This window comes from Amycolatopsis thermophila, from assembly GCF_030814215.1.
GTDB classification, from domain to species: domain Bacteria; phylum Actinomycetota; class Actinomycetes; order Mycobacteriales; family Pseudonocardiaceae; genus Amycolatopsis_E; species Amycolatopsis_E thermophila.
Map to the genome: position 1 here is coordinate 3,671,096 of NZ_JAUSUT010000001.1, position 23,078 is coordinate 3,694,173.

Genomic DNA, 23,078 nt, shown 5'->3' on the forward strand with positions numbered 1-23,078 from the left:
TCCACCACAACCGCACCTCCGCCACGGCGCCACGAACGCCGCCCGGCGGGTCGCAGATGAGGAGTCACCACCGTGACGGATGGAGTGTTCGGCCGCGAAAGCGGTCACGAACAGGTCGTGTTCTGCCAGGACCAGGCGACCGGCCTGAAGGCGATCATCGCCGTCTACTCGACCGCGCTGGGCCCCGCGCTCGGCGGCACGCGCTTCTACCCCTACCGCAGCGAGAGCGACGCGCTCGACGACGTCCTCGCGCTGTCCAAGGGCATGGCCTACAAGAACGCCCTCGCCGGGCTCGACCTCGGCGGCGGCAAGGCCGTCATCATCGGCGACCCGTCGACCACCAAGACCGAGGCGCTGCTACGCGCCTACGGGCGCTTCGTGCAGTCCCTCGGCGGCCGGTACTACACGGCCTGCGACGTGGGCACCTACGTCCCCGACATGGACGTCATCGCCCGCGAGACCCGCTACGTCACCGGACGGTCCCGCGACGACGGCGGCGCGGGCGACTCGTCGGTGCTGACCGCGTTCGGCGTCTTCCAGGGCATGCGCGCCGCCGCCGAGTTCCGGTGGGGCAGCCCCGACCTGGCCGGGCGTCACGTCGGCGTGTCCGGGGTCGGGAAGGTCGGGCACATCCTCGTCGGCCACCTCGTCGAGGCGGGCGCCCGCGTGTCGATCACCGACGTGTCCTCCGCGGCGATCGAGCGCACCCGGGCCGCGCACCCGTCGGTCGAGGTCGTCGCGGACAACGCGACCCTCGTCCGCACCCCGCTGGACGTCTTCGCGCCCTGTGCGCTCGGTGGTGCCCTCAACGACGCCACCGTGCCGGAACTGGCGGCGGAGATCGTCTGCGGCGCGGCGAACAACCAGCTCGCCCACCCCGGGATCGAGAAGTCGCTGGAGGACCGCGGCATCCTCTACGCGCCGGACTACCTGGTCAACGCCGGCGGGGTGATCCAGGTGAGCGACGAGCTGCACGGCTTCGACTTCGAGCGGGCCCGGCGCAAGGCGGCCGGCATCTTCGCGACGACGAAGGCGGTGTTCGAGCTGGCGCGGTCCGAGGGCGTCCCGCCGGCGACCGCCGCGGACCGGCTCGCGGAGCGCCGCATGTCCGAGGTCGGACGGCTGCGGTCCATCCTCGCCGTTTCTTGATCCACTTCGGATCCCCGCGCGGAAAACCGAAACACATTCAGGATTCCTGACGTCCCCCATGTGGCGTGGCGACCCACCGCCACATGGGGGACCGGTGGTCAGCCGCTCTTGCGGCGGAAGGTGCGCTTGCCGGCGGCGGGACCGTGGCCGTGCACGTGGCCGCCCTTGCCGCCGCCGTGGTCCTGGCGTCCGGCGGACCGGGCGCTCGCCTGCTTGCGGTCGAGCGCCTCGCGGAACCTGCGCTTGACGTCGTCTTCCGATTCGCCCGGTGAAGCACTGTCTTCGGACATACGACCTCCTGGGTGTCGCGCTTGCCGGTCCAGCCTCGCAGGCCGGCCCCGCCTTGGCGAGCCGTTTTCGTCACGATTGGCCACCACGCTGACTGGCGGTGGGACACGGGGGAGCTAGTGTTACGCCATGGCGAAGTCTGCTCCCGTGCCCGGCCGCCCGCGATCGCGGGACGCGGCGGGTCTGCCCGCGGTCACCCCGGATCGCATCATCGATGCCGCACTCGAGCTGACCGCCAGGCACGGTGTCGAATCCTGGACGCTGCGCCAGCTCGCCGGCGCGGTCGACGCCTACCCGGCCGTCATCTACCACCACGTGGGTGACCGGGACACCGTCGTCACGGCGGTCGTCGACCGCGTCATCGCCAAGTACGAGCTGCCGCCGGCCGACCTGGAGTGGCGGGACTGGTGGCGGCAGTTCCTGACGAACCTGCGCCTGGTGTTCATGCAGTACCCGGGTGTCGCCCGGCGGGTCGCGCTCAACGGCCCCTCCGTGCAGGCCGGCGGGGCCACTGTGGACCGTGCGATGAGGACACTGCTGGGCGCGGGGTTCGAGCAGGAGGAGGCCACGATGGTGTGCCGCCTGCTGGTCAGCCAGGCCTGCCTGTTCATCTCGCTGGAGGACGACCAGCGCAAGGCCGCCGAGGTGAAGGACCAGATCAAGGGCGGCTGGGGCGCGCCGCCACCCGACCCGGACCTGTCCGGGCTGGCGACCCTCACCGAGGCCGTGCACGAGCGGCTGGAAGACCCGCAGCGCAACACCGAGTACTTCGGCGAGCTGTTCGACTACGCCGTGGACCGGGTGCTGGACGGCGTTCAAAAGCGCCTGGACGAGATCAAGGGCGCCTGAGACGCGACAACGGGCCGCGCCGGAGGAACGGCGCGGCCCGTTCGCGTACCCGGTCAGGGGCAGGTGATCTTCGGCTGCGGGTTGTAGTGCACGGTGCGGGTCTCCCGCTTGACCTCGCGACCGCTCGTCGCGTCGCGCAGCACCCGCGTGTCGCTCGTGGTGAAGCCCGGCGCGCCGGCCGAGGCGTGGCAGTTCTCCGGCGGGCCCGGCTTCTCCTGCGGCGGCACGAAGTCGACCTTCTGGCCCGGGATCGACTCCACCGTGTAGCGCTTGGTGCCCCACAGCTTCACCGTGATCGACGACGGGGTCCAGACCGTCTGGATGGCCACCCCGGTGTCGGAGTCGTTGGTGAACTTCAGGTCGATGACGCTGCTGCCGTTCGGGTTCTGGAACACCGTCGCCTCGCGCGCGGCGGGGTAGCGGCTGATGTAGTAGCTGTGCTCCTTGTGCCCGGCGTCCTTCATCCCGGCGAAGTAGGCCGCGTTGTACAGCGTCGTGGCGAACTGCGAGATGCCGCCGCCGACCTCGCGGGCCGGTGCGCCGTTCTCGATCACGCCCGCCTCGACGTAACCCTGAGCCGCGCCGCGCGGTCCGGTGAAGCCGTTGAGGCTGAACGTCTCGCCCGGCTTGACGATCGCGCCGTTGACCTTCTGCGCGACGGTCCGGATGTTCACACCCGAGTCGGCGGCGAAACCGCCGGTGGTGAACTCGCCGATGACCTCGGTGATGCCGAGCTGGTTGGCCTGCTCGGTGGTCACCTTCGCCGGGGTCGTCTGGTACTTCGCGACGAGCTCGTGGGCGCCCGGGGTCTTGAGGACGTCGAACACCGGCTGCAGGGTCGGGTTCCAGTCGACGCCCTTGCCGTCGACCGACGGCTCCACCGTGGGGCGGCCGCCCTCGAAGACGATCTGCGCGTCCTTGCCCGCCTTCTCGGACGGCTTGAGCTGCGGACCGGCCGCCTCGATGATCTTGTTGTTGTCGACCTTCGGCACGAGGGTGCCGCCGTCGCCGGGCTCGAAGGTCAGCGCCGCGGCGACCGCCTCCGGCTTCAGGGTCGCGTCGGCGCCCTCGCCGCGGATGACCAGCGGGGTGGACACGGCCGGCTTGGCGAAGCCGTCGAGGGTGGCCTGCACGGCCTCGGGCGAGACCTGCACCGGCGTGGTGGTCACGGGCAGGACCAGGGTCTGGCCGGCGGCCCAGTTGCGCAGCACCTCGCGCTCGGCCGCCGCGATGTCGAGCTGCTGGCCCGGCCGTGGCGGCACGGCGACCGGCTGGGCGCCCTCGAAGCGGATCGTGCCCTCGACGGGCAGCCGGTCGGTGCGGGACCGCATGTCCTCGATGGCCGCGGTCAGCTTCGCCTCGTCGGCGTGGGTCACCACGCCGACCTCGCGGTCGCTGAAGAACGACGCGATGCGGGTGAACGGGTTCAGCGGCTGGTCACCCGCCTGGTCCAAAGTGGACGGCCAGTCGAGGGTCAGGCCCGCGGTGCCGGGGTCGATCGCGGCGGTGGCGTCACCGGCGCGCACGGGGATGGTCTGGGTCAGGCGCGGTTCGATCTTCTCGCGGAGCGCGTCCTCGGCCGCGCTGCGCTTGAGCCCGCCGACGTCCACCCCGGCGACGGTCACGCCGCGCGGCACGGTGCCCTGGCTGACCAGCAGGTCGACGGCGTAGAGCGCGGCGAGCACCCCGAGCACCGATCCGGCGATGATCGCGGTGCGGCGGACGGTCTTCTTCTTGCGCGGTGGTTCCTGCGTCACCTTCGGCAGCACGTCGGTGACCGCGGCCATCACTTCGGTCCGCTCGTCGTCGGACGTGGGCCACGCGGGCTCCTGCGTCAAGGCTCACCCCTCCTGATCCGGACAACCCGGATGAAGGTTACGGGCGGCGGTGCCGGCGGCCTGCCCCGGGTGGGGCCCCGTGATACACCGGTGACCATGCGGCTGCTCATCATGTCCGACACCCACGTGCCGAAGCGGGCGCGTGATCTGCCGGAACAGGTGTGGCGGGAGGTCGGGCGGGCCGATGTGGTGGTGCACGCCGGGGACTGGGTGGACGTCGCGCTGCTGGACGAGCTGGAGGCGCGCAGCAGGCGGCTGATCGGGGTGTACGGCAACAACGACGGCCCCGAGTTGCGGGCGCGGCTGCCCGAGGTGGCGCGGGCGGACCTGGACGGCCTGCGGTTGGCCGTGGTGCACGAAACGGGCCCCGCGAAGGGCCGCGAGCAGCGGTGCGCGCGGGAGTACCCGGATGTCGACGTGCTGGTGTTCGGGCACAGCCACATCCCGTGGGACACCGTGGCCGAGGGTGGGTTGCGGCTGCTCAACCCCGGATCGCCGACGGACCGCCGCCGCCAGCCGGAGCACACGTACCTCACGGCGCGGGTCAGTGCGGGGCGGTTGAGCGAGGTGACGCTGCACGCGCTCCCGGCGCGGTGACGCCCCGGCCCGGGATCCGACCAGCCCGCCGCTGCGCCTGCGAGCGGCATCGCGCAGGCGTGGGGTGCGTCGCAGCGCGGTCCGCACGCCGCCGGCTGCCGGGGGCGCCGATCCCCCCCCGGTCCGGAGAGGGCCGCGCTCGCGCGAGGTGGCCGGCCGTTGCGGGGCCTGATTGGCGCTGGCGGTGTGGGGTCCGCGGGCCTGGTTCGGCGAGGCCGGTCTTCGCAGTCGGAGAGGGCTCGGCAGTGCGGACCGGTCTGGCGAGGGGCAACGCCCGCGCAGGCCGCCCAGCCCCTCCGCGGCCGGCACCGCCCGACCGGCGCCCCACCGGCGCCAGACCGGCGCCCCACCGGTGCCCGACCGGCGCCCCACCGGTGCCCGACGGGCGTCGCGGGCTGTGGCCCCTCAGTCCCGGTTCGGGGAGCGGTCGGCGCCCGCGGCGGGCGCGTACGGCCCCGGCGTCCCGTGGCCGCGCGCCTCCGGCACGCTCACCTCCGCCGGCTGGGCCAGCATGCGCACCACCGCGGTGAACGGCTCGACCCCGATACCGGGGTCGGCGGAGCGCAGCAGGCCGAGCCCGACGGTGAGGCTGAACAGCGCGTACGCGGCGTGCCGGGGCTCCATCGGCAACCGCACCCCCAGCCGCCGGGACTGGGCGTCCAGCAGGGCCGTGATCTGCTCGGCGATCTCGGCGTTGCTGCGCGCCAGGCGGGCCAGCAGCTCCGGGTCGCGGCGGCAGTTGAGCAGGTACTCCGTCTCCAGCCGGATCCACTCCGGGTCGCCCGCGCTGCCCTCGGCCCACGACGCGAACACGCGCAGCAGGTCCTCCAGCCCGTCGCTGCCGGACACGGCCGCGCCGACCGCCGCCGTCTTTTCCGCCCGCACCCCCTCGAGGACGGCCAGGCACAGCTCGTCCTTGTTGCGGAAGTTCGAGTACACGGCGCCCTTCGAGTACCCGGCGGCGTCGGCCACGCGCTCCAGTGACGTGGCGGTGTAGCCGTCGCGCAGGAACAGCTCGGTGGCCGTGGCGAGCAGCCGGCGACGCGTGTGAGCCTGACTTTCGGTGCGGGACAGTCGAGCCATGCGATCACTGTAAAGCCCGCTTTGAACTGTGTTTAAGCGGGCCGGGCTTCGTGTCGGCGGTATCCCCCGTCCGGGTGGTTCAGGAGGGGAGCGTGCGGAACGCGAGCCCGGCGTTCTTCAGGCGCGTCAGCAGGGCGTCGCCCATCGCCGCGGCGGGGGAGAGCTGCCCGGCGCGCTCCGGCAGATCGTCCACCGCCAGGCAGAGCGCGGACTCGGCCAGCATCTTCGCCGTCTCGTCGTAGCCCGGGTCGCCGCCGGAGACCTCGGTGACCACCCGCTTGCCGCCGCCGTCGGCGGTGAACCGGACGGTGAACCAGGACTTCGCGCGCCGCTGCTCGCTCGGGCCCTCACCGGGTTTGCGCAGGTTTCCCAACGCCCTGCGCACCGGCGGCAGTTGCACGAGCGCGACCGCCGCCCCCAGCCCGGCCAGCCCGCCGGCCAGCACCGGCAGGTGCTTGACCGCCGCGTAGTGGCTGTAGGTGAAGTCGGGGCCGTACTCCGGCAGCTCGCGGGCCGACCCGACGACGATCTGCGGGTCGATGGTCGGCAGCGGCACCAGCCAGTGGCCGGTCTCGCCGTCGCGCCGCGGGGTGCCGGTCACCGCGCGCACCCGGCGGCCCTCGGGGCGGTGCTGCACCTTCTGACGTTCCCGCGCGGCCTGGATCATCGGCACCAGCCGGGAGGCGGCGCCGAGCGCGGAGGCGTAGGTGCCGCCGGAGAAGGTCGCCCCGACGCGGACCTGCCCGCGCACCCGGATCGGCACGTCGTCGGGCAGTTGCTTGACCGTGTAGTACACGCCGAGGTCGTGCGGGATGGAGTCGAAGCCGCACGCGTGCACGATGCGCGCGCCGGTCTCGGCGGCGCGGGCGTGGTAGCGCACGTACATGAGGTCGGTGAACTCGGGCTCGCCGCACAGGTCGACGTAGTCGGTGCCGGCCTCGGCGCAGGCCGCGACCAGCGGCTCGCCGTACTGCACGTACGGGCCGACGGTCGTGATGACGACCTTGCTCGACTCCGCAACCGCTTTCAGCGAGGCCGGGTCGGTGACGTCGGCGTAGAGCAGCGGCAGGGTCTCGAACCCGGGCCCGAGACCGGCGCGCACGTCCTCCAGTTTGGCGCGGCTGCGGCCGGCGAGCGCCCAGCGGCAGCCCTCGGGGGCGTGCCGGGCCAGGTACGCCGCGGTGAGCCGCCCGGTGAACCCGGTGGCGCCGAACAGAACCACGTCGTGAGCCATGCGGGCCACCCTAACGGCTCCCTACGCTGGGTGGATGATCAACGGCGCTCATGTGATCCTGTACAGCCACGACGCCGAGGCCGACCGCGCCTTCCTGCGCGACGTGCTCGGGCAGCCGCACGTCGACGCGGGCGGCGGCTGGCTGATCGTCAAACTGCCGCCCGCCGAGATCGCGGTGCACCCCACCGGCGGTGCGCAGGTGCACGAGTTCTACTTCCTCTGCGACGACGTGGCGGCGACGGTGCGCGACCTGACCGCGCGGGGCGTCGAGTTCACGGCACCGGTCACCGATGCGGGCTGGGGGCTGCTGACCAGGCTGCGCCTGCCCGGCGGCGGGGAGGTCGGCCTGTACGAGGCTCGCCACGAGCGCGCCGCGGACCTCTGACAGCGGCCGGCGATAATCGGTGGACCGCGGGGCCAGCATGGATCCATGTGGACGATCAAGGCGGTCCCCGTGACCGACCCCGAAGCGCGACAGGTCCTGCGCGACTACTTCGACGACGTGGCCAGCCGGTACTACGGCCGTCCCGTGACGGCGGCCGAACTCGACGCCGCGATGGCCGACGAGCCCAGCGACGACCTCGTGCCGCCCACCGGGCTGTTCCTGCTCGCCCGGTCCCACGATGCGGTGACCGGCTGCGTCGGCATCAGGGTGCTCGACGTCACGACGGCCGAACTGACGCGCCTGTTCGTCCGCCCCTCCGCGCGCGGCCGGGGAGGCGGTGACCAACTGCTGAGGGCCGCCGAAGCCGCAGCTCAACAGCTGGGTGTGCGCCGGATGCGACTGGACACGCGGCGCGATCTGGTGGAGGCTCGTGGGCTCTACGCCAAACACGGCTACCGCGAAATCGAAGCCCCGGCACAGCGCTTGTACGCCGATCACTGGTTCGAGAAGCAGCTGACGTTGCGCCACCCAGGTGTAACCGCCGGAGAACCGGGGTAGTCCGCGCGCAACTTGAGATGGTCGCGGAGGTGAGGTCGAGATGGCGGACACGTCACGGCTCCCGGCGCCGGTTGCCGAAACCTGGGAGTGGCAGCGCCACGGCAACTGCCGGAACTTGGACAGCTCGGTGTTCTTCCACCCGGACGGGGAACGCGGGTTCGCCCGCGCGGACCGCGTGGCGCGCGCCAAGCAGATCTGCATGTCGTGCCCGGTGATCGTGGAGTGCCGGCACCACGCGCTCACCGCGGAAGAACCGTTCGGTGTGTGGGGCGGTCTGGACGAGACCGAGCGGCGGGCGATGATCACGCGGCGCAAGCAGTTGCTGTCGAGCGCTGAGAAGGAGCAGGAGTGCGTTTCGGTTACACCCTGATGACCGAACAGGCCGGGCCGAGGGAACTGGTCCGGCACGCGGCCGCCGCCGAGCAGGCGGGGTTCGCGTTCGAGGTGTGCAGCGACCACTACTCGCCCTGGCTCGACGAACAGGGGCACGCCCCCTACGCCTGGAGCGTGCTGGGCGCGGTCACGCAGGTGACCGGACGCGTCGAGCTGCTCACCTTCGTGACCTGCCCGATCATGCGCTACCACCCGGCGGTGGTGGCGCAGAAGGCCGCGACCATCTCCCTGCTGTCGGGCGACCGGTTCACGCTGGGGCTGGGTGCGGGCGAGAACCTCAACGAACACGTCGTCGGCCGCGGGTGGCCGCCGGTGAACGTGCGGCACGAGATGCTGGGCGAGGCCGTGGCGATCATCGGCGACCTCTTCGACGGCGGTTACGTCAACTACTCGGGCCAGCACTACCGGGTCGACTCGGCGAAGCTGTGGGACCTGCCGGAGCGGCGCACCCCGATCGGGGTCGCCGTGTCCGGCAAGCAGTCGGTCGCGAAGTTCGCCCCGGTGGCCGACGCCCTCATCGCCACCGAACCCAAGCCGGAGCTGTGCCGGGCGTGGGACGAGGAGCGGGCCCAGGTGGGGCAGGACACCTCGCGCAAGTACGCGCAGCTGCCGGTCTGCTGGGACCCCGACCCGGAGGCGGCCAAACAGCGCGCGCACGAGCAGTTCCGCTGGTTCGGCGGCGGCTGGAAGGTCAACGCGGAACTGCCGGGCACGTCGGGGTTCGCCGGCGCGACCCAGTTCGTCACGCCCGACGAGGTCGCGCAGTCCATCCCGTGCGGCCCGGACGTCGAGCCGATCGTGAAGAGCGCGCAGGCCTTCGCCGAGGCCGGGTTCACCGATCTGGCGCTGGTCCAGATTGGTGGTGACCACCAGGACGGGTTCTTCGAGTTCGCCTCCGCGGAGCTCCTGCCCGCCCTGACCGAGGCCTACGGCGGCTAGCTGTAGTGCCCGTGGGCGTTGTTGATGGTGTGGTCGGCGCGTCCGGTTGATCAGGCCGGGCTGGCCGGGTCGTCCCGGTGGTGGGTCCGCGGCCGCGGCAGCGATCAGCACCAGACCGACCGCCGCGCACCCCGAGCGGGATACGAGTACGTGCACTGCGCCCGCCTCGACGACCTCACTGGGCACTACAGCTAGCCGAGCAGGTCTCCTTCGCGGGTGATCATCGCGCGGAGCTTGCCCAGCGCGCGGTGCTGGGTGACGCGGACGTTGCCGGCCGAGATGCCGAGCGCCTCGGCCGCCTCGTTCGCCGACAGCCCGACCGCGATGCGCAGCGTCAGGATTTCCTGCTGCAGCTGCGGCAGCGTCGCCAGCAGCTTCGTCATCCGGTCGCCGAGGTCGACCTCGAGCGCGTGCTTCTCGGGCTCGTTGTCGGCCAGCGGCCGCTCCGGCAGTTCGGCCACCGGGTCCGACCGGTCGCGCGAGACCAGCCGGTAGGCGTCGGCGACCTTGTTCGACGCGATGGCGTGCACCAGGTAGAGGAACGATCCGCCCCGGTCCTGGTACTGCGGCAACGCGTGCAGGACGGCCAGGCAGACCTCCTGGGCGACGTCGTCCGCGGACAGGTAGGACAGATCACGGCCGCCCAGCCTGGCGCGGCAGTACCGGACGGCGACCGGCTTGATCATCTCGATCAGCCGGTCGACGGCTCCGCGCGCGCCGGTCGCGGCTTCACGGACGACCGGGTCGAGCTCTTCTTTCGTCAGCCGCTGTGATGCCCGAGGGAAAGCCTGGGGGGTCAACCCAGGCGGCTCGGGCTCGGTTCTTCCGGCGGCAGCATTCGGCGGGACACTCGTTCGCATGGTCGGCTCCCCAACGACACAACGAAGACCCGTCGACCGGTCGCCGTCGGGGGCCCGCGTTTCGTGTTACTCACGGTGAACGGGTACTCCCTCAGGTCCCTGCCGACCCGTCACCGATGAAACTGTGCGTAATCGTAAGTGGTGGGCGCCCGACAGTCCAGAATTCAACTAGACATCCCGGGTACATGCCCCATTTGCAGCAACTCGGCGCTCGATGGCGCTCCCGGAATGCGTGAACCGAGCACCCACGATCAACGCGGCGCACACGTGACACGTTTGGTCAGCGTGTGACAACGTGCAGGTCATCCCCGGTCGAATACCCACCATCGCAGGAGCGCGAAGCGGAGGATCCCGCCCAGTCCGCTCGTCACCGCGAGTGCGACCGCCTGCAGGGTCGCCGACGGTTCCGCGGTGAACAAGTGCAATGACACCAGGACCAGCGACCCGTAGCCCGCGTAGAAGGCGAATGTGCCGACCGATTGCAGGTGCAGCCGAACGGGTGATGCGGAAATCCCGGCGAACGTCACGCGGCGCTGGAACTCGGTGTTGGCGATCGTGGTCAGCGCGATCGCGACGACGTTCGCCGTGAGGGCGCCCAGGAGCGGCCGCGCCCCGACGAAGAGCAGTTCCTGGAGCGCGGTCGTCAGGGCTCCGGCGACCACGTACCAGACGACCGGGTGGTGGTGCTCGGCCGGACGGCGGGAGTCGGCCGTCCGCCCCGGCGCCGGCCCGCTCATCCACGTCGCGGTCATACCTCGAAATTTACCGACCCTCAGCAATCATTTGTACTGTACAAGCACGTGAGCTTGATCTCGGGTTTGCCCGTTCGACGGCTCGGGTATCGCCACCGCAGCGACAGCAGGTGAGGAGGACCGATGAGTGAGGCTCATGGCCATCCCGTCCCCGACGCGGCGGAGAGCGATCCGGCCGCGCTGAACAGCGCGGAGGACCTCGACGAGGACCGGTTGCGCGTCGACCCGCTCGAGGAGGGCGTCGAGCCGCCGGAGCGGTACCTGGCCTCCGACCGGCACGGCACGACCCCGAACGAGGTCCGCGAGGGCGAGAGTCTCGACCAGCGCCTGGCGGAGGAGCGGCCCGACGTCCGGCCGGAGGACGTCCCGGCCGACGAGGCGGACGCCCGGGACGACACGGGCCGGTACGGCCCCGACGCGGGCCAGAGCCTCGGTGACGCCGAGGACCAGATGGCGGACAACCCGCCGGGCTCGGTCCCGGACGCGATCCGCACCCCACCCGACGAAGACCCGGTGTGACCGCCATCACAGCAGGGGTGACCTGGTGAAACCCAGGGTGATCACCGATGACGGCTGGTGCTGGGCGGCACCGCGGGAAGTGTGCCCCTACGGTCGGAGGTACGAGTGCACGTGACGCGAAGGGACTGACACGATGCTCGCATTGACCGATGCCGCCGCCGAGGCCATCAGCGCCCTGACGGCTCAGGAAGGCCAGACCGACAACGGTGGCCTGCGCTTCGCCGTGCAGGCCCAGCAGGACAGCGGGGCACAGCTGGCGCTGTCCGTCGCCCCGGCTCCCCAGGACGGGGACCAGGTCGTGGGTGCGGACGGGGGCGCGAAGGTGTTCCTGGAGCCGCAGGCCGCGATGTTCCTGGATGACAAGGTGCTCGACGTCCAGCAGGACGAGCAGGGGCAGCTCAACTTCGCCGTCCTGCCGCAGCCGGACGCCCCGACCGCCTGACCAACGACTTCCGCTGAGGGAGGGTGCCGGATCCGGCGCCCTCCCTCAATGCGTCAGAAGTGCCGCAGCAGCTCCCGGAACGAGCCGAGCCGCAGCACCCGCTCGTCGGAGTCGTCGAGCTCGTCGTGCTCGAGGACCCAGGTGTGGGCGTTCGGGATGAACACCGCGTTCAGGCCGGCCGCCCGGGCGGGCCGGATGTCGGACTTCGGCGAGTTGCCGATCATCCACGTCGACTCCGGCGCGAGCATCCGCGCCGACGCCAGGCCCCGGTACACCTCGACGTGCTTCTCCGGCACGATGTGCACCTCCTGGAAGTGCTGCGCCACACCGGAGGCGTCGATCTTGCGCTGCTGCTCCTCGCGGTCGCCCTTGGTCAGCAGCACCAGCTCGTGCCGCGTGCCCAGCTCGCCGAGCGTCTCCGCGACACCGGGGATCAGCTCGACCTCGTGGTGGATCAGCGCGGCGGCCAGCTCCTCGATGCGGGCGCGGTCGGCGGCCGTCGCGGGCCGCTCGTGCAGCTTCTCGAAGCACTCGGCGAGGCTGCGCAGGAACACCGCGGTGCCGTAGCCGTGGGTGACCGCGTTCGCCCGTTCGATGTCGTCCAGGATCCCGCGCACCGCGGCGCGGTCCAGGGTCGGATGGGCGATCCAGTCCAGGTAGTCGTCGATCACCCGCTCGAAGATGACGTTGTTCTCCCACAACGTGTCGTCGGCGTCGAGGATCAGGACCTGGCTGTCGAATCGCACGCGCGAACCCTATGAGCCGCCGCCGGCCGGCCGCACCTCATTAATGGCCGCCTCGCCGGACAGCACCGCTTCCACGTTCCGGGCCGCGAGCAGGGCCATCTCGGTTCGCGTCTCCACGGTCGCGGAGCCCAGGTGCGGGGTGACCACCACGTTGTCCATCTCCAGCAGGCGCGGCTCGACCTCGGGCTCCTTCTCGAACACGTCCAGCCCGGCGCCCGCGATCTCGCGACGCAGCAGCGCGTCCGCCAAAGCGGCCTCGTCCACAACCGGGCCGCGGGTGGTGTTGATCAGGAACGCGCTGTGCTTCATCGCGCCCAGCGCCTCGGCGTCGATCAGATGCCGGGTCTCCGGCGTGAGCGGGCAGTGCAGGGAGACGACGTCGGCGCCGCTGAGCAGGTCCACGAACGGCAGGTAATCGGCCTGCAGTTCCGAAGCCACCTCCGGCTTCGCGCGGGACCGTCCGCTGTAGACGATGTGCATGCCGAACGCGCGGGCGCGGCGGGCCATCGCCTGCCCGATCTGCCCCAGCCCGACGATGCCCAGCGTCTTGCCCTGCAGCCCGGAGCCGAGCATGAACCCGAGGTGGAACGACCAGGGCCGGCGCGCCCGCAGCAGCCGCTCGCCCTCGCCGATGCGCCGGGTCACCGCGAGCAGCAGCCCGAACGCGAGGTCGGCGGTCGCGTCGGTCAGCACGCCCGGCGTGTTCGTCACGGTCACGCCGCGCGCCGCCAGCGCCGGGACGTCGACGTTGTCGTAGCCGACCGCGACGTTGGCCACCACCTTGAGCCGTGGCCCGGCCGCGTCGGCCACCGCGCCGTCGATGCGGTCGTGCAGCATGCTCACCACCGCGTCCGCGCCGCGCACCGCTTCGCGCAGCTCTTCAGGCGTGAGGGGCCGGTCCTCGTCGTTGACCCACACCTCGCCCGCTTCGCGGAGCACCACCATCGCCGCTTCCGGAACCCGCCGCGTCACCACGATTCGCATGGGCTCAGCTTTCCACGCCGGACGTCATCCGGGGTCCATCCCGCCTGGACCGCCCTCACCTCCGGGGGCGGACTCGTCGCTGCCGACGTCGTCGCCGGTGGGGGCCTGGTCGCGATAGGTGGGTTCGGTGTGCTCGTCGCCGACGTCGGCGTCCTGCTGTTCGCTCTCGGCGGTCACCGGGTCGATTTCTGGTGAGTTCATGCATCCACCTTTCCTTGCGCCGCTCTCGTCGGCCAGCTATGTTCATATGAAGAACTTGTGTGCGGAATGCGAACGGAAGCAGCTCAATGGCCGAGATAACGTCACTGCGTGACGCCGTCGCCCAGCTGGTGCACGACGGCGACACGGTCGCCCTCGAAGGGTTCACCCACCTGATCCCGCACGCGGCGGGGCAGGAGATCATCCGCCAGCGGCGCCGGGACCTCACCCTGGTCCGGATGACGCCGGACATCGTCTACGACCAGCTCATCGGCGCCGGGTGCGCGAAGAAGCTGATCTTCTCGTGGGGCGGCAACCCCGGCGTGGGCTCGCTGCACCGGTTCCGCGACGCCGTCCAGAACTCGTGGCCGGTGCCGCTGGAGATCGAGGAGCACAGCCACGCCGGCATGGCCAACCGCTACGTCGCCGGCGCCTCCGGACTGCCGTTCGCGGTGCTGCGCGGCTACCGGGGCACCGACCTGCCCAAGCACACGGACACGATCAAGACGATCACCTGCCCGTTCACCGGTGAGGAGCTGGCCGCGGTGCCGGCCATCAACCCGGACGTCTCGATCATCCACGCGCAGCGGGCCGACCGCGCCGGAAACGTGCAGATGTGGGGCCTGGTCGGCGTGCAGAAGGAGGCCGTGCTGGCCGCCCGGCGCAGCCTGGTCACGGTCGAGGAGGTCGTCGACGAGCTGACCCCGGTGCCGGGTCAGGTCATCCTGCCGACCTGGGCCGTCACCGCGGTCGCGGAGGTCCCGGGCGGCGCACATCCGTCCTACGCGTCGGGGTACTCGGAACGCGACAACGAGTACTACGCGTATTGGGATTCCATTGGGCGGGAGAGGGACTCGTTCCAGCGCTGGCTGGAGGAGAAGGTGTTCACGACGGAGGTGGCCCAGTGACAGCGACGGTTGAGCGGACCTACACGTCCGACGAGATGATGTCGGTCGCCGCGGCCCGCGCCCTCTCCGGTGGCCAGCGGGTGTTCGTCGGCATCGGCCTGCCCTCCACCGCGGCCAACCTCGCGCGCCGCACCCATGCCGGGGACCTCGTCCTCATCTACGAGTCCGGCACCCTCGGCTCGAAGCCGACCCGGCTGCCCGCGTCGATCGGCGACGGCATCCTGGCCGACACCGCCGACGCCGTGATCAGCGTGCCGGAGGTGTTCAACTACTGGCTGCAGCCCGGCCGCATCGACGTCGGGTTCCTCGGCGCGGCCCAGCTGGACAAGTTCGGCAACATCAACACCACCGTCATCGGCACCGACTACGCCGACCCGAAGGTCCGCCTGCCGGGTGCCGGCGGCGCGCCGGAGATCGCCGCGAACTGCCACGAGGTCTACGTCGTGGTGCGGCAGAGCAAGCGCAGCTTCGTCGAGCAGGTCGACTTCATCACCTCCTTCGGCCACGGCCGCGGCAAGGGCGACCGGGAGAAGCTGGGCCTGCCCGGTGCCGGCCCGACCCTGGTGATCACCGACCTCGGCGTGATGCGCCCGGACCCGGACACCGCCGAGCTGGTGCTGACCCAGATCCACGAGGGCGTCACCGTCGAGCAGGTGAAGGAGGCGACCGGCTGGGACCTCAAGGTCGCGCCGGACCTGACCACCACGCCCGCACCCACCGAGGCCGAGCTCACGGCCCTGCGCGAGTTGAAGGCGGCCAAGTGATGAATGAGGCATTCGTTCTCGACGCCGTCCGGACCCCGTTCGGCCGCTACGGCGGTGCGCTGGCGAAGGTCCGCCCGGACGACCTCGCCGCGCACGTGCTGCGTGAGCTCGCCGCGCGCAACGACCTCGACCCGGCGGGAGTCGACGAGGTCGTGCTGGGCGACGCCAACCAGGCCGGTGAGGACAACCGCAACGTCGCGCGCATGGCCGCGCTGCTCGCCGGCTGGCCGACGTCGGTGCCGGGCACGACGGTGAACCGGCTGTGCGGTTCCGGTCTCGACGCCGTGATGCAGGCCAGCCGCACCATCGCCACCGGTGACGCCTCCCTGGTCGTCGCGGGCGGCGTGGAGTCGATGACCCGCGCGCCGATGATCCTGCTCAAGCCGGAGAAGGCGTACTCGCCGGCCACGCAGACGCTGCACTCGAGCACGCTCGGCTGGCGCATGGTCAACCCGGAGATGCCCGAGCAGTGGACGATCTCGCTGGGCGAGAGCACCGAGCGGCTGGCCGAGAAGTACGGCATCAGCCGCGAGGCCCAGGACGAGTTCGCGCTGCGCAGCCACCAGAACGCGGCCAAGGCGTGGGACGCCGGCTTCTACGACGACCACGTGGTGCCCGTCCCCGGCACCGACCTGACCCGCGACGAGGGCATCCGCGCCGACTCGTCGCTGGAGACGCTGGGCAGGCTCAAGCCCGCGTTCCGCAAGAACGGCACCATCACCGCGGGCAACGCCTCGCCGCTCAACGACGGCGCCTCCGCCGTCCTGCTGGGCGACCAGGCCGCGGCCGACCGGCTCGGCAAGACGCCGCTGGCCCGCATCGCCGGCCGGGGCGCGGCGGGTGTCGACCCGGACGTGTTCGGCATCGGCCCGGTGCGGGCGGCGGAGATCGCGCTGGAGCGCGCCGGGATCGGCTGGGAGCAGCTGGCCGCGGTCGAGCTGAACGAGGCGTTCGCCGCGCAGTGCCTGTCCTGCTTCGCCGACTGGCCCAAGCTCGACCCGTCGATCGTCAACGTCAACGGCGGCGCCATCGCGATCGGGCACCCGCTGGGCGCTTCGGGCGGGCGCATCCTCGCCTCGCTCGCCTACGAGCTGCGCCGCCGCGGCGGTGGCTACGGGCTGGCCGCGATCTGCATCGGCGTGGGCCAGGGCCTCGCGGTCGTGCTGGAAGCCTGAGAAGAAAGGAAATCGTGCGATGGCAGCACCGACGAGCAACAAGCTGATCCTGCCGAGGTACCGGCGGGACCCGGAGGGCACGCACCCACCCCTGGACTCGCCGGGCTACCGCTCGACCGCGCTGCGGCACCCGAAGCAGCCGCTCGTTCTGCTGCCGCAGATGCTCACGGAGGTGACCGGGCCGCTGCTCGGGCCCGGCCGCCTCGGTGAGCTCGACAACGACCTGACCCGCCAGCACGCCGAAGAGCCGCAGGGGCAGCGCATCCTGGTGCACGGACGGCTGCTCGACGGCGACGGCCGCGGCATCCCGAACTCGCTGATCGAGATCTGGCAGGCCAACGCGGGCGGCCGCTACCGGCACACCGGCGACAACTGGCCGGCCCCGCTCGACCCGAACTTCGACGGTGTCGGCCGCACGATCACCGACTCGGAAGGCCGCTACGAGTTCACCACCATCAAGCCGGGCGCCTACCCGTGGAAGAACCACGACAACGCCTGGCGCCCCGCGCACATCCACTTCTCCGTGTTCGGGCAGGCGTTCACGCAGCGCCTGGTGACCCAGATGTACTTCCCGGACGACCCGCTGTTCTTCCAGGACCCGATCTTCAACTCCATCCCGGACGAGAAGGCGCGGCAGCGGATGATCTCGCGGTTCGACTACAGCCGCACGACCGACCACTGGGCGCTGGCGTTCGAGTTCGACATCGTGGTGCGCGGCCGTGAGATGTCCGTCTTCGAGAACGAGGAAGAGGAAGACGAATGACCACCCCTTCGCAGACCGTCGGCCCCTACCTCGCGATCGGCCTGCCCTGGGAGGACGGCCCGACCGTGGTGCCCGAGGGCACGCCGGGCGCGGTGTGGATCCGGGGCGTCGTCACCGACGGCGAGGGCAACCCGATCCCGGACGCGATGATCGAGACCTGGCAGGCCGATCCGCGGGGCCGCTTCGACCACCCGGACGACCCGCGCGGCCGGGTTCCGGGGTTTCGCGGTTTCGGCCGCTGCCCGACCAAACCGGACGGCACCTACGAGATCCTGACCCTGCTGCCGGGCGCGATCCCGGGCGAGAACGGCGCGATGCAGGCGCCGCACATCGACGTGTCGGTGTTCGCGCGCGGGCTGCTGAACCGGGTCGTCACGCGGATCTACTTCCCGGAGAACACCGAGGCCAACGCCGCGGACCCGGTGCTGAACTCGGTGCCGGAGGAGCGGCGCGGCACGCTGGTCGCGGACAAGACCGACGACGGGTACCGCTTCGACGTGCGCCTTCAGGGTGGGGCTGAGACAGTGTTCTTCGATGTCTGACCTGTTCGACCCGATGCTGGCCGCCGGCCCGGTCCGCGCCGAGGTGTCCGACACCGCGTGGGTGCGCGGTCTGCTCGACGCGGAGGCGGCGCTGGCGGAGGCGGAGGCGGACGCGGGGGTGATCCCGCGCGAGCACGCGGACCGGATCGCCGAGGTGGCCCGCGCGGGCCGCTTCGACGCCGCCGCGATCGGCGAGAAGTCCGTCGGCGTCGGCAACCCCGCCGCGCCGCTCGTGCGGGAGCTGACCGCCCGGGTGGGCGGCGAGGCCGGCCGGGTCGTGCACCTGGGCGCCACCAGTCAGGACATTGTGGACACCGCGGCGATGCTGGTGTCCGCACGCGCGGTCGACGTGCTGCTCGGCGAAGTGGACGCGTGCGCCGACCGCCTCGCCGAGCTGGCGCGCGAGCACGCCGGGACCGTCCAGGCGGGACGGACGTTGCTGCAGCAGGCGTTGCCGGTGACGTTCGGGTTCCAGGTCGCGGGCTGGTTGTCCGGTCTGGACGCGGCGGCGGACCGGTTGCGGTCGCAGCGCTTCGCGGTCCAGCTCGGTGGAGCCACCGGAACGTTGGCGTCACTGGGTGAGCAGGGGTCGGCCGTGCTGTCGGCGTTCGCCCGTCGCCTGGGGCTGGGGGAGCCGGCCCTGCCCTGGCACACCGAGCGCACCCGGATCGCCGAGCTGGCCGGCGTGCTCGGTGAGGTGTCCGGGGTGGTCGCCGGGATCTCGCGGTCGCTGGTCCTGCTGGCGCAGACCGAGGTCGGGGAGATCGCCGAGGTCGCCGAGGGCAGCGGTGGCTCGTCGACCATGCCGCACAAGCGGAACCCGGTCGCCGCGGTGGCGGCGAACGCGGCCGCGCAGCAGGCGCCCGGGCTCGTCGCGACCCTGCTCGGGGCGATGGCGCAGGAACACCAGCGCGCCGCCGGATCGTGGCACGCCGAGTGGCGCCCGCTCGCGGAACTGTTCCGCAGCACCGGATCCGCCGTGCACTGGCTGCGCACCAGCGTGGACCGGCTCCAGGTCGACGCCGAGCGGATGCGGGCCAATCTGGACATCACGCGCGGTGCCCTGTTGTCCGAGCGCGTCACGACGGCGCTGGCCGCCGAGACCGGACGGCTCGAGGCGCACGACGCGGTCAGCGCGTGCACCCGCCGGGCACTGGCCGGGGAGGGCGAGCTGGCCGACCTGCTGGCCGCGGACGAGCTGGTGGGCAAGCACCTGACCCGCGAGCGCATCGGCGAGCTGCTCGACCCGGCGGGCTACCTCGGCAGCGCGCGGGTGTTCGTCGAGCGCGCACTGGCCGCGCACGAGAAGCGAAAGGGAACTTCGTGAAGGTCCACCACGAGACCACCGGCGACGGCAGTGCCGCCGAGGTCGTCGTCCTGAGCAACTCCATCGGCAGCAACCTGCACATGTGGGACCCGCAGGTGAAACCGTTGACGGAGAACGGGTTCCGCGTCGTCCGCTACGACACGCGCGGGCACGGGAACTCGCCGGTGCCGCCGGGCCCGTACTCGATCGCCGACCTCGGCGGCGACGTCGTCGAGCTGCTGGACACGCTCGGCGTCGAGTCCGCGCACTTCGTCGGCCTGTCGCTGGGCGGCATGACCGGCGCCTGGCTCGGGCAGCACGCGCCGGAGCGGATCCGGTCGCTGGTCCTGACGTTCACCTCGGTGAAGCCGGGCAACACCGACATGTGGACCGGCCGCGCGAAGCAGGTGCGGGCCGAGGGCATGGAGCAGATCGCCGCGGGCAGCATCGGCCGCTGGTTCACGCCGGACTGGATCGCCGCGCACCCGGACCTGGCCGCCGAGCTGCGGCAGATGACCGCGACCACCCCCGCCGAGGGCTACGCGGCGTGCTGCGAGGCCATCGCCGGACTGGACCTGACCGGCGGGCTGTCCACGATCACGGCGCCGACGCTGGTCGTCTCCGGCGCCGACGACGCCGCCCTGCCCCCGTCGCACGGCCAGGTCATCGCCGAGGGCATCCCGGGGGCGCGGTTCGAGGTCCTCGACCACGCCGCCCACCTGGGCAGCTACGAGCAGGCGGACAAGTTCACCGAGCTGGTCCTGGAACACTTGAAGGGGACGCGATGAGCGACGCGCTGTACGACGCCGGGATGCGGGTCCGGCGCGAGGTGCTGGGCGACGCGCACGTCGACCGCGCCGCCGGGAACGCCACCGAGTTCACGCAGAAGTTCCAGGACTACATCACCCGCGCCGCGTGGGGCTCGATCTGGACCCGCGAGGGCCTGGACCGCAAGACGCGCAGCTGCATCACCCTCGCCGTGCTCACCGCGCTGCACTGCCACGGCGAGATCGCGATGCACGTCCGCGCCGCCGTCGGCAACGGCCTGACCGCCGACGAGATCGGGGAGGTCCTCCTGCACGCCGGCGTGTACGCGGGTGTGCCGGCGGCCAACGAGGCGTTCGCCATCGCGCAGAAGACCCTCGCCGAGATGGGAGAGCCCACCGCCCAGCCGCGCACCGCCCAGTAGGTTGTCGGGTATGGCGGAACCGGTCGAGCGCGGCGCGCACCACGTCCAGTCGCTGGAACGCGGCCTGGCCGTGATCCGCGCGTTCGACGCCGGGTCGCCCGAGCTGACGCTGTCCGACGTGGCGCGCTCGACCGGCCTGACCCGCGCGGCGGCCCGCCGGTTCCTGCTCACGCTCGTCGACCTCGGGTACGTGCGGACGGACGGCAAGTACTTCTCGCTGACCGCGCGGGTGCTGGAGCTGGGGTACGCGTTCCTGTCCAGCATGACGTTGCCGGAGGTCGCGCAGCCGCACCTGGAACGGTTGTCGGCGGAGGTGCGCGAGTCCAGTTCGGTGTCCGTGCTGGAGGGCGCCGACATCGTCTACGTCGCGCGCGTCGCGGTGTCGCGGATCATGACGGTCAGCATCAACGTCGGCACCCGGTTCCCGGCCTACGCCACGTCGATGGGGCACGTGCTGCTCGCCGGCCTGGACGACGCGGGCTTCGCCGAGTACCTCGAGCAGGCCGACCTGCAGCGCCTGACCTCGCACACCCTGACCTCCCCGGCGCAGCTGCGCGCCGAGCTGGCCGCGGTCCGGCAGCAGGGCTGGGCGCTGGTCGACCAGGAACTGGAGGAGGGCCTGCGCTCGGTCGCGGCGCCGATCCGGGACCGGCACGGCAAGGTGATCGCCGCGGTGAACGTGTCCACCCACGCGAGCCGGACGTCGCGGGAGACGGTGGTCGAGGAGATGGTGCCGCCGCTGCTGGCCGCGGCGAAGCGCATCGAGGACGACCTGGCCGTCGCACCCGCGCAGGCGCGCCGTGGCTGAGTGCGCCGGCCTGCTGCTCGCGGCCGGCGCCGGGCGCCGGTTCGGCAAGCCCAAGGCGCTGGTCGAGCTCGACGGGGAACCGTTGCTGCGCCGCGCGTTGCGGGTCCTGACCGACGGCGGGTGCGCGCCGGTGCGGGTGGTGGTCGGCGCGCGGGCGGAGGACGTGCGTGCGCTGCTGCCGTCGCCGGACCTGGCGGTCGATTCGCCGGACTGGGCCACCGGGATGGGCGCCTCGCTGCGGGCGGGTCTGCGGGCCCTGCCGGAGGCGGACGCCGTGCTGGTGCACCTGGTCGACCTGCCGGGCGTGGACGCCCGGATCATCGCCCGGCTGCGGGCGCTGGCCGCGCCGGACGCGGTGGCCCGCGCGGCGTACGACGGTGTTCCTGGCCACCCCGTGCTGCTGGGCCGCCGCTGGTGGGCGGAGGTCGCGGACAGCGCCTCGGGCGACCGCGGCGCCCGCGACTGGCTGCGCGGCCGGCCGGACCTGACGCTGGTCGAGTGCGCCGACCTCGGCGGCGGCGGCGACGTCGACCGGCCCGCGGACCTGCGCGCCTGAGGGATCACCGCAGCCGCTGCGCGCGCAGCACGGTGTCGTGGGTGTGGTGCGTCCCGGGCGGTGGGGGCGTGGTGCGCGGCCGGGTTTCGTCGACCAGGACCTTCCACTCGTCGCCGAGGAGCCTGGCAACGTCGGCCGGCTGATGATGGCCGGCGGCGGGCGCGGCCAGGTCGTGGCTGACGACGAGCAGGGTCCCGCCCGGTGCGACGGCCGCCAGGAGGCCGCGGAGCGTGCTGCCCGGCAGCGGGAAGTACTGGGCGGAGACCAGGTCGAACGCGCCCGCCGGAAGTGGCGTGCGGGACAGGTCCGCGCGGCTCCACGCCACGCGACCGGTCGTGTCCAGGCGGGCGGCGCGCTCCAGCGCGGTCCGGGAGATGTCGACCGCGGTGACGTGCCAGCCGTGCTCGGCCAGCCAGCGCGCGTCGGCTCCTTCCCCGCAGCCCACGTCGAGCGCCTGTCCCGGCGAGAGGCCGGTGACCTCGGCGACCAGCACGCCGTTGGGGTTGCCGCTGAAGACCTGCTCGCGGCTGCGGTACATCGCGTCCCAGAACTCTGCGTCCATGCGCCCAACCTGCTCCCGGTGGCGGCGGTTTGACAAAGGTCTTTGCGGAAACCGCAAATCGCGGGGGACAGTGGGGTGATGAGCGACGACTTCGAAGCCGTCCTGGCCGCCGTCGGTCCCCGGCTGCGCGAGTTGCGCCGTCGCAGCGGGGCCACGCTGGCCGAGTTGTCGGCGAGCATCGGGATCGCGATCAGCACGTTGTCCCGGCTCGAGTCCGGGCAGCGCAAGCCGGGCCTGGAACTGCTGCTGCCGCTGGCGAAGGCCCACCAGGTGCCGCTCGACGAACTCGTGGGGGCCCCGGCCGGCGGCGACCCGCGGGTGTACCCGAAGCCGTTCACCCGCAACGGCATGACCGTCGTGCCGTTGACCCGCCACCCCGGCGGGCTGCAGGCGTTCAAGCAGGTCCTCCCGGCCGGCGGGGCCGGCGGCGAGCCCGAACCGCGCTCGCACGAGGGCTACCACTGGCTGTACGTCCTCAGCGGACGGCTCCGCGTCGTGCTCGGCGACCAGGACCTCGTGCTGTCCACCGGTGAGGTCGCCGAGTTCGACACGCACCTGCCGCACTGGTTCGGCAACGCCGATGCGCGTCCGGTGGAGTTCCTCAGCATCCTCGGCCCGCAGGGCGAGCGGTTCCACATCCGGGCCCGTTACCGGCGTGACTGATCCGGGACAGGCACCCGCCGACCCCTTA

General features: G+C 72.0%; 30 protein-coding genes. 20 read left to right on the forward strand and 10 right to left on the reverse strand.

All coding sequences use genetic code 11. The features are described from left to right. Positions 1 to 72 precede the first annotated feature (72 nt). Entirely contained in the window at positions 73 to 1,149 is a 1,077-nt protein-coding gene (locus FB470_RS18045; RefSeq protein ID WP_306993034.1) for a Glu/Leu/Phe/Val family dehydrogenase, read from the forward strand. Between the two features lie 98 nt (positions 1,150 to 1,247). On the opposite strand, the gene FB470_RS18050 is transcribed toward FB470_RS18045, so the two are convergent. Then, complete coding sequence (locus FB470_RS18050; protein ID WP_306993036.1) at positions 1,248 to 1,439, reverse strand: DUF5302 domain-containing protein; 192 nt, start codon at positions 1,437 to 1,439, stop codon at positions 1,248 to 1,250. Positions 1,440 to 1,566: 127 nt separating this feature from the next. On the opposite strand from FB470_RS18050, the gene FB470_RS18055 reads away from it, so the two are divergent. Next, on the forward strand, positions 1,567 to 2,286 hold the full coding sequence (locus FB470_RS18055; RefSeq protein ID WP_306993037.1) for a TetR/AcrR family transcriptional regulator: 720 nt from the start codon (positions 1,567 to 1,569) through the stop codon (positions 2,284 to 2,286). A gap of 53 nt (positions 2,287 to 2,339) precedes the next feature. Here the strand turns inward: FB470_RS18055 and FB470_RS18060 are convergent, their stop codons facing one another. Further along, positions 2,340 to 4,124, reverse strand: a complete 1,785-nt coding sequence (locus FB470_RS18060) for a VanW family protein (protein WP_306993038.1) — start codon at positions 4,122 to 4,124, stop codon at positions 2,340 to 2,342. Between the two features lie 96 nt (positions 4,125 to 4,220). Between FB470_RS18060 and FB470_RS18065 the strand changes: the two genes are divergently transcribed. Continuing rightward, the gene (locus tag FB470_RS18065; protein ID WP_306993039.1) at positions 4,221 to 4,721 is read left to right on the forward strand and encodes a metallophosphoesterase family protein; all 501 of its coding nucleotides are present in this window, start codon (positions 4,221 to 4,223) and stop codon (positions 4,719 to 4,721) included. 405 nt (positions 4,722 to 5,126) lie between these two features. Here FB470_RS18065 and FB470_RS18070 read toward each other — a convergent pair whose 3' ends face one another. Together FB470_RS18070 and FB470_RS18075 are read right to left on the reverse strand one after the other, a co-directional pair. After that, positions 5,127 to 5,804: a TetR/AcrR family transcriptional regulator gene (locus FB470_RS18070; RefSeq protein ID WP_306993041.1), complete on the reverse strand. Its 678-nt coding sequence runs from the start codon at positions 5,802 to 5,804 to the stop codon at positions 5,127 to 5,129. 79 nt (positions 5,805 to 5,883) lie between these two features. Continuing rightward, entirely contained in the window at positions 5,884 to 7,038 is a 1,155-nt protein-coding gene (locus FB470_RS18075) for a saccharopine dehydrogenase family protein (RefSeq protein ID WP_306993043.1), read from the reverse strand. 34 nt (positions 7,039 to 7,072) lie between these two features. Between FB470_RS18075 and FB470_RS18080 the strand changes: the two genes are divergently transcribed. Genes FB470_RS18080 through FB470_RS18095 form a run of 4 tightly spaced genes read left to right on the forward strand, consistent with a single transcriptional unit; the run spans position 7,073 to position 9,313 of the window. After that, positions 7,073 to 7,423, forward strand: coding sequence for a VOC family protein (locus FB470_RS18080; protein WP_306993045.1), 351 nt, complete (start codon positions 7,073 to 7,075; stop codon positions 7,421 to 7,423). Between the two features lie 45 nt (positions 7,424 to 7,468). Continuing rightward, on the forward strand, positions 7,469 to 7,981 hold the full coding sequence (locus FB470_RS18085; RefSeq protein WP_306993047.1) for a GNAT family N-acetyltransferase: 513 nt from the start codon (positions 7,469 to 7,471) through the stop codon (positions 7,979 to 7,981). A gap of 40 nt (positions 7,982 to 8,021) precedes the next feature. Beyond that, on the forward strand, positions 8,022 to 8,351 hold the full coding sequence (locus FB470_RS18090; RefSeq protein ID WP_306993049.1) for a WhiB family transcriptional regulator: 330 nt from the start codon (positions 8,022 to 8,024) through the stop codon (positions 8,349 to 8,351). Further along, positions 8,330 to 9,313 carry a TIGR03557 family F420-dependent LLM class oxidoreductase gene (locus tag FB470_RS18095; RefSeq protein WP_306993051.1) on the forward strand — a complete coding sequence of 328 codons (984 nt, stop codon included), beginning with the start codon at positions 8,330 to 8,332 and terminating at the stop codon, positions 9,311 to 9,313. The genes FB470_RS18090 and FB470_RS18095 overlap by 22 nt, the downstream gene beginning before the upstream one ends. A gap of 191 nt (positions 9,314 to 9,504) precedes the next feature. Here the strand turns inward: FB470_RS18095 and shbA are convergent, their stop codons facing one another. Together shbA and FB470_RS18105 are read right to left on the reverse strand one after the other, a co-directional pair. Continuing rightward, positions 9,505 to 10,173, reverse strand: a complete 669-nt coding sequence (gene shbA, locus FB470_RS18100) for an RNA polymerase sigma factor ShbA (protein ID WP_370876488.1) — start codon at positions 10,171 to 10,173, stop codon at positions 9,505 to 9,507. 302 nt (positions 10,174 to 10,475) lie between these two features. After that, on the reverse strand, positions 10,476 to 10,925 hold the full coding sequence (locus FB470_RS18105) for a GtrA domain-containing protein (protein WP_306993055.1): 450 nt from the start codon (positions 10,923 to 10,925) through the stop codon (positions 10,476 to 10,478). 123 nt (positions 10,926 to 11,048) lie between these two features. On the opposite strand from FB470_RS18105, the gene FB470_RS18110 reads away from it, so the two are divergent. Together FB470_RS18110 and FB470_RS18115 are read left to right on the forward strand one after the other, a co-directional pair. After that, the gene (locus FB470_RS18110; protein ID WP_306993057.1) at positions 11,049 to 11,444 is read left to right on the forward strand and encodes a hypothetical protein; all 396 of its coding nucleotides are present in this window, start codon (positions 11,049 to 11,051) and stop codon (positions 11,442 to 11,444) included. Positions 11,445 to 11,577: 133 nt separating this feature from the next. Next, positions 11,578 to 11,886 (forward strand): HesB/IscA family protein, encoded by a 309-nt coding sequence (locus tag FB470_RS18115; RefSeq protein ID WP_306993060.1) that lies wholly within the window; start codon positions 11,578 to 11,580, stop codon positions 11,884 to 11,886. Positions 11,887 to 11,939: 53 nt separating this feature from the next. On the opposite strand, the gene FB470_RS18120 is transcribed toward FB470_RS18115, so the two are convergent. The 3 genes from FB470_RS18120 to FB470_RS18130 are packed head-to-tail and all read right to left on the reverse strand — an operon-like array spanning position 11,940 to position 13,817. Further along, positions 11,940 to 12,632, reverse strand: a complete 693-nt coding sequence (locus FB470_RS18120) for an HAD family hydrolase (RefSeq protein WP_306993062.1) — start codon at positions 12,630 to 12,632, stop codon at positions 11,940 to 11,942. Positions 12,633 to 12,641: 9 nt separating this feature from the next. Then, entirely contained in the window at positions 12,642 to 13,616 is a 975-nt protein-coding gene (locus FB470_RS18125; protein ID WP_306993064.1) for a 2-hydroxyacid dehydrogenase, read from the reverse strand. A gap of 24 nt (positions 13,617 to 13,640) precedes the next feature. Beyond that, positions 13,641 to 13,817, reverse strand: coding sequence for a hypothetical protein (locus FB470_RS18130; RefSeq protein ID WP_306993066.1), 177 nt, complete (start codon positions 13,815 to 13,817; stop codon positions 13,641 to 13,643). A gap of 86 nt (positions 13,818 to 13,903) precedes the next feature. On the opposite strand from FB470_RS18130, the gene FB470_RS18135 reads away from it, so the two are divergent. Genes FB470_RS18135 through FB470_RS18180 form a run of 10 tightly spaced genes read left to right on the forward strand, consistent with a single transcriptional unit; the run spans position 13,904 to position 21,825 of the window. Then, the gene (locus FB470_RS18135) at positions 13,904 to 14,722 is read left to right on the forward strand and encodes a CoA transferase subunit A (protein ID WP_306993067.1); all 819 of its coding nucleotides are present in this window, start codon (positions 13,904 to 13,906) and stop codon (positions 14,720 to 14,722) included. Between the two features lie 35 nt (positions 14,723 to 14,757). Then, positions 14,758 to 15,486: a CoA-transferase subunit beta gene (locus FB470_RS18140; RefSeq protein ID WP_306999338.1), complete on the forward strand. Its 729-nt coding sequence runs from the start codon at positions 14,758 to 14,760 to the stop codon at positions 15,484 to 15,486. After that, positions 15,486 to 16,661, forward strand: a complete 1,176-nt coding sequence (locus tag FB470_RS18145) for a thiolase family protein (protein WP_306993069.1) — start codon at positions 15,486 to 15,488, stop codon at positions 16,659 to 16,661. Before FB470_RS18140 ends, FB470_RS18145 begins: the two co-directional genes overlap by 1 nt. A 19-nt stretch (positions 16,662 to 16,680) precedes the next feature. After that, a complete protein-coding gene (pcaH, locus tag FB470_RS18150) occupies positions 16,681 to 17,424 on the forward strand; it encodes a protocatechuate 3,4-dioxygenase subunit beta (RefSeq protein WP_306993072.1) in 744 nt (247 codons plus the stop codon). Beyond that, complete coding sequence (gene pcaG, locus FB470_RS18155; protein WP_306993075.1) at positions 17,421 to 17,966, forward strand: protocatechuate 3,4-dioxygenase subunit alpha; 546 nt, start codon at positions 17,421 to 17,423, stop codon at positions 17,964 to 17,966. The genes pcaH and pcaG overlap by 4 nt, the downstream gene beginning before the upstream one ends. Continuing rightward, complete coding sequence (gene pcaB, locus FB470_RS18160; RefSeq protein WP_306993077.1) at positions 17,959 to 19,293, forward strand: 3-carboxy-cis,cis-muconate cycloisomerase; 1,335 nt, start codon at positions 17,959 to 17,961, stop codon at positions 19,291 to 19,293. The genes pcaG and pcaB overlap by 8 nt, the downstream gene beginning before the upstream one ends. Next, complete coding sequence (gene pcaD / locus FB470_RS18165; protein WP_306993079.1) at positions 19,290 to 20,060, forward strand: 3-oxoadipate enol-lactonase; 771 nt, start codon at positions 19,290 to 19,292, stop codon at positions 20,058 to 20,060. Before pcaB ends, pcaD begins: the two co-directional genes overlap by 4 nt. Beyond that, positions 20,057 to 20,461 (forward strand): 4-carboxymuconolactone decarboxylase, encoded by a 405-nt coding sequence (gene pcaC, locus FB470_RS18170; RefSeq protein WP_306993080.1) that lies wholly within the window; start codon positions 20,057 to 20,059, stop codon positions 20,459 to 20,461. The genes pcaD and pcaC overlap by 4 nt, the downstream gene beginning before the upstream one ends. 10 nt (positions 20,462 to 20,471) lie before the next feature. Then, complete coding sequence (locus tag FB470_RS18175) at positions 20,472 to 21,269, forward strand: IclR family transcriptional regulator (protein ID WP_306993082.1); 798 nt, start codon at positions 20,472 to 20,474, stop codon at positions 21,267 to 21,269. Then, positions 21,262 to 21,825, forward strand: coding sequence for a nucleotidyltransferase family protein (locus FB470_RS18180; protein ID WP_306993084.1), 564 nt, complete (start codon positions 21,262 to 21,264; stop codon positions 21,823 to 21,825). The genes FB470_RS18175 and FB470_RS18180 overlap by 8 nt, the downstream gene beginning before the upstream one ends. A gap of 4 nt (positions 21,826 to 21,829) precedes the next feature. Here the strand turns inward: FB470_RS18180 and FB470_RS18185 are convergent, their stop codons facing one another. After that, positions 21,830 to 22,387, reverse strand: a complete 558-nt coding sequence (locus FB470_RS18185; RefSeq protein ID WP_306993085.1) for a class I SAM-dependent methyltransferase — start codon at positions 22,385 to 22,387, stop codon at positions 21,830 to 21,832. 78 nt (positions 22,388 to 22,465) lie between these two features. Between FB470_RS18185 and FB470_RS18190 the strand changes: the two genes are divergently transcribed. Next, complete coding sequence (locus tag FB470_RS18190) at positions 22,466 to 23,050, forward strand: helix-turn-helix domain-containing protein (RefSeq protein WP_306993087.1); 585 nt, start codon at positions 22,466 to 22,468, stop codon at positions 23,048 to 23,050. Positions 23,051 to 23,078: the final 28 nt, after the last annotated feature.

Bases quoted from the DNA above. Each gene is read 5' to 3' on its own strand.
- pcaG (WP_306993075.1), top strand. From the start codon at position 17,421: ATGACCACCCCTTCGCAGACCGTCGGCCCCTACCTCGCGATCGGCCTG.
- FB470_RS18070 (WP_306993041.1), bottom strand. From the start codon at position 5,804: ATGGCTCGACTGTCCCGCACCGAAAGTCAGGCTCACACGCGTCGCCGG.
- FB470_RS18080 (WP_306993045.1), top strand. From the start codon at position 7,073: ATGATCAACGGCGCTCATGTGATCCTGTACAGCCACGACGCCGAGGCC.
- FB470_RS18055 (WP_306993037.1), top strand. From the start codon at position 1,567: ATGGCGAAGTCTGCTCCCGTGCCCGGCCGCCCGCGATCGCGGGACGCG.
- FB470_RS18175 (WP_306993082.1), top strand. From the start codon at position 20,472: ATGGCGGAACCGGTCGAGCGCGGCGCGCACCACGTCCAGTCGCTGGAA.
- FB470_RS18090 (WP_306993049.1), top strand. From the start codon at position 8,022: ATGGCGGACACGTCACGGCTCCCGGCGCCGGTTGCCGAAACCTGGGAG.
- FB470_RS18065 (WP_306993039.1), top strand. From the start codon at position 4,221: ATGCGGCTGCTCATCATGTCCGACACCCACGTGCCGAAGCGGGCGCGT.
- FB470_RS18105 (WP_306993055.1), bottom strand. From the start codon at position 10,925: ATGACCGCGACGTGGATGAGCGGGCCGGCGCCGGGGCGGACGGCCGAC.
- FB470_RS18125 (WP_306993064.1), bottom strand. From the start codon at position 13,616: ATGCGAATCGTGGTGACGCGGCGGGTTCCGGAAGCGGCGATGGTGGTG.
- pcaH (WP_306993072.1), top strand. From the start codon at position 16,681: ATGGCAGCACCGACGAGCAACAAGCTGATCCTGCCGAGGTACCGGCGG.
- pcaC (WP_306993080.1), top strand. From the start codon at position 20,057: ATGAGCGACGCGCTGTACGACGCCGGGATGCGGGTCCGGCGCGAGGTG.
- FB470_RS18115 (WP_306993060.1), top strand. From the start codon at position 11,578: ATGCTCGCATTGACCGATGCCGCCGCCGAGGCCATCAGCGCCCTGACG.
- FB470_RS18185 (WP_306993085.1), bottom strand. From the start codon at position 22,387: ATGGACGCAGAGTTCTGGGACGCGATGTACCGCAGCCGCGAGCAGGTC.
- FB470_RS18130 (WP_306993066.1), bottom strand. From the start codon at position 13,817: ATGAACTCACCAGAAATCGACCCGGTGACCGCCGAGAGCGAACAGCAG.
- FB470_RS18110 (WP_306993057.1), top strand. From the start codon at position 11,049: ATGAGTGAGGCTCATGGCCATCCCGTCCCCGACGCGGCGGAGAGCGAT.
- pcaB (WP_306993077.1), top strand. From the start codon at position 17,959: ATGTCTGACCTGTTCGACCCGATGCTGGCCGCCGGCCCGGTCCGCGCC.
- FB470_RS18075 (WP_306993043.1), bottom strand. From the start codon at position 7,038: ATGGCTCACGACGTGGTTCTGTTCGGCGCCACCGGGTTCACCGGGCGG.
- FB470_RS18050 (WP_306993036.1), bottom strand. From the start codon at position 1,439: ATGTCCGAAGACAGTGCTTCACCGGGCGAATCGGAAGACGACGTCAAG.
- FB470_RS18085 (WP_306993047.1), top strand. From the start codon at position 7,469: ATGTGGACGATCAAGGCGGTCCCCGTGACCGACCCCGAAGCGCGACAG.
- shbA (WP_370876488.1), bottom strand. From the start codon at position 10,173: ATGCGAACGAGTGTCCCGCCGAATGCTGCCGCCGGAAGAACCGAGCCC.
- FB470_RS18145 (WP_306993069.1), top strand. From the start codon at position 15,486: ATGAATGAGGCATTCGTTCTCGACGCCGTCCGGACCCCGTTCGGCCGC.
- FB470_RS18140 (WP_306999338.1), top strand. From the start codon at position 14,758: ATGATGTCGGTCGCCGCGGCCCGCGCCCTCTCCGGTGGCCAGCGGGTG.
- FB470_RS18190 (WP_306993087.1), top strand. From the start codon at position 22,466: ATGAGCGACGACTTCGAAGCCGTCCTGGCCGCCGTCGGTCCCCGGCTG.
- FB470_RS18135 (WP_306993067.1), top strand. From the start codon at position 13,904: ATGGCCGAGATAACGTCACTGCGTGACGCCGTCGCCCAGCTGGTGCAC.